The organism is Cupriavidus sp. 05T313, from assembly GCF_056396665.1.
In genome coordinates this window covers 1-3,241 of record NZ_JBFTLX010000427.1, presented here as the reverse complement: position 1 = coordinate 3,241, position 3,241 = coordinate 1, and the positions used below count along the sequence as shown (strand labels likewise).

2 protein-coding genes are annotated in these 3,241 nt (G+C 61.8%); both read right to left on the bottom strand.

Translation table 11 applies throughout. The features are described 5' to 3' along the window. Positions 1 to 17: 17 nt before the first annotated feature. The gene (locus tag AC1DKD_RS40270) at positions 18 to 308 is read right to left on the bottom strand and encodes a barstar family protein (protein ID WP_441637636.1); all 291 of its coding nucleotides are present in this window, start codon (positions 306 to 308) and stop codon (positions 18 to 20) included. 8 nt (positions 309 to 316) lie between these two features. Further along, positions 317 to 2,995, bottom strand: a complete 2,679-nt coding sequence (locus tag AC1DKD_RS40265) for a DUF637 domain-containing protein (RefSeq protein WP_477144653.1) — start codon at positions 2,993 to 2,995, stop codon at positions 317 to 319. Positions 2,996 to 3,241: the final 246 nt, after the last annotated feature.

Below are 3,241 nucleotides of genomic sequence, written 5' to 3'. Positions count from 1 at the left end.
GGCCCCACTATTTGTGGCTACAAGTCGATTGTATAGGTAAATTTATCGGCCCAACCGAATCTCTCATCTTGAATTCTCACTCTTTCCAAAATATCAATAATATCCTGGTACGTTCTACCCATAAATCTATTTGAGGTACTTGCATTAATCCACCTTAAACAAATAGGCCTCTCCACGCTGGAGCTGAGCAGATCCCATAAAGCGTCCAAGTTATAACCGTAAAACGACTCAACACCAAGAGCGGATGCCAGCTCACGATGGAAATCCATTTCGCTTTTCACCATTTCGCCATTTATCTGGATTTTCATCACACACCTTATTTCCAATTCCCGATTTTTGTCACTGTTTTATAATGGTCAGCGGTAATATATAACAATCCATCGCTAGAATACAACAGCCTTGTGCCAAGCTGATTGCTACGAGACATGGTATTACTCAACCCAATATCTGCCTCGTACCAAATCCGACCAGAAGCGGATGGCAGCACGTTCGTTGAATTTGCGAACACGTCCCCTCCTAATTGTCCACCAGCTACACTGTTGTTCAGCGCTCTTCCTGGTTGCCACCCGTGCTGAGCCGCTTCCGCTTTCGTAACATAATTGCCCGGAAGTTGACCAGTCGCACGAAGACTATCCACAACGTCATTGGCTGCCTGGGTTGTTTTAAGATCAAGCTTCAATCCCGCGTATGTAGAGGCGTTCGCTGTCCCTTCGGTCCTTACAACCGCACTATTTGTGGCCACCGCCCCCCGAGCCGCCACAAACTCACTCAGCTTGCTATAGGCTACCCCGGCCACTGGTAGTACGCCAGCGATACCCATCAGCCAGCGCTCCGCTGTGCCCAGTGGCTGGCCGCTCAGACCTTGACCGGTGACCGCCTGGTAAAGCGCTGCCGGTGTGCCGTACAGCGGCAGCAGGCTGGTCAACATGTCACCCAGCTTCAGCGCCTGCTCTGGTGTCAGATTATTCATCCGCGCCAGCGTCGCCGCTGCTTCCACCTGCCGTACCTGGGTATCGATGCGCTGGAAGTCCTCCTGCCTACACGCCGCCCCGCACTGCGCCGTCAACCGCGCATTTTCACGAGCGGCGATCCCGCGTGCCGGCCCCTGCGAAGTCGCATTGTTCAGCGATTCGTTTTGCGCCGCCAACGCGGCGGAGGTCGCGTCCGTACCGAGGGCCGCGCCGGCAGCACCACCAATCAGCGTCGCCAGCCCAACTGTTATTGCCTGGCGGACCTTGTCGTCGCTGTAGTTCAGCACTGGGCTGTCTGCATACACCGCATCCCGGATGAGTGGCGCCGCAATCGCACTGGCCGCCCCACCAATCGCGCCACCCGCACAATCCCCACCCAACAGGCTCTGTGCGGCGCACCCCAGCAGCGCATGACCGGCCGCATTCGCCAGAATCGTGTCCGCTGACGCGCCGACCATGCCAATACCCGGCAATGTCACGCCAATGGCATTCGCACCCACCGCCGCCACATCCCGCACCAGCCCGTTCGCAAAGGCCTGTCCGAAGCTGCCGCCGTACGCCACCGTGTTGACCCCGGCGCTGATCACCGAGCGCACCACGCTCGCCTGGATATAGCTGCCAAGGTTGGCCTGCACCGCCTCCCAGCTGCCCTTGGCTATGTTCTGGCCGATGCTGGTCACACCTGCGCCACCAAGGTCCAGCGCACCCAGCGCGCCCTGCGTCAGGCCAGCCGTCACCCCCGACACCACGCCCGCCTTGAGCGCCGCGCCCATATTCAGCGACCCCGTCAGGATCAACTGGCTCGCCATGCTGGAGAGCGTGCCGGCAATCAGCCCCGACACCGCGAGCGACATCGCCGCACCCGCCGCCGTGGCAGCGAAGGTTGCACCAAAGGCAGCAGTCACGGCCACCGCCCCAGCCCCWGCCGTMACRATCGAGATCGCCACCGCCGCCGCGATCGCCACGATCTGCCCCAGCGGCCCGAACCCCTTCTTCTCCTTGATGAACCGCGTGTGGATGTCGTCGGCTACCGTGCCCTCGGTGTAGTTCAGCCCGAGATTGGCCTTCAGCTGATTGACTAGAGCCACGGTTGCGGCCTCGTCCACCCTGCCGTCGGCGCCGCGGATCAGGAACGCATCGTTGACCGCGTTGATGCTGTCGGCCTCGATGTTCATGTGCATCGCGCTCATGAACCCGCCCGGCTGCACCACCGTCCCGGTGATCACGCTCCAGCCGCCCTGCACCCGGTAGGCCGACGTGCCGATGTCCACCACATTGGGCCCGGCATCGATGCTGCCCGCCTTCACGTTCAGCGTGTCGCCCGCCGTGATCACSCCGCTGTTGCGCAGCTGCCCGGCAATGTCCAGATTGACGTTCTCACCCGCAATCGTGCCGCCGGTCGGCTTGGTCAGCGCCTGCGCATAGCCTTCCGGCAGGTACACCTGTGGCACCARCGCATTCACCGTCGGGCACGCCGTACTGGCTACCGTGTTGCAACTCGGATCAGGAACAGCCTGCTGCACGTACCACAGCATCGGCGCATCCAGCGCCGCCACCTGCCCCGGCGACAGCGCCTSGCCCACCTGGATGTGGTGCTCCTTCGCGTAGTCCGCCGCGTTCCGGTAGAGGATGAGYTTCTCCTGGTCCGTCACCGAGAGCTGGTGCTGGCTGTCCCACGCCAGCCCGCTGACAAAGCTGGCCTGGCCCGTCTGCCGCAGCGCTGCCTGCTGCAGCTTCTGGCCTTCGGTGTAGGSGTCGTAGTAGAAGGTCACGCTGCCCGGGCGCAGCGCGGCCGGCAACTGCGCCAGCAGGCTGTCGGGCGTCACGCCGGCCAGCACCGCGACGGCCGGGCTGTGGTTCAGGTACTGCGCRCGGTCGATGCTGGTGCCGGGCGCGGTGACCGGATTGCCGCCCAGGTTGGCGTTGAAGTGCCAGTCRACCGTTTGCTTGCCGCCCGTGTCCGGCGCAGCCGGCGTGGTAACGATGACCGGGTTGAACTGCCACGGCCTGGTCGGGTTGTCCACCGGCGTGGCGGCCGGGACCGCGCGACACCATCAACGACCACAGCATGTCCCCTACGGGTCAACTGCATAGCCACGATGGCCGGATCTCCGCTCGCTGTTGCCGCAGCCAGTTACTCCAGCGTCACGCCGTTTACGGCTTTCTCCGTCAAGCCATTCGCGTTCAGTGTCGTTGCCACCTTGGGCAAGGTTGTGTCTTGTGCAGTAACTCCATACTGTGCAATCAAGCCATTGGGCGTCCGCTTATGC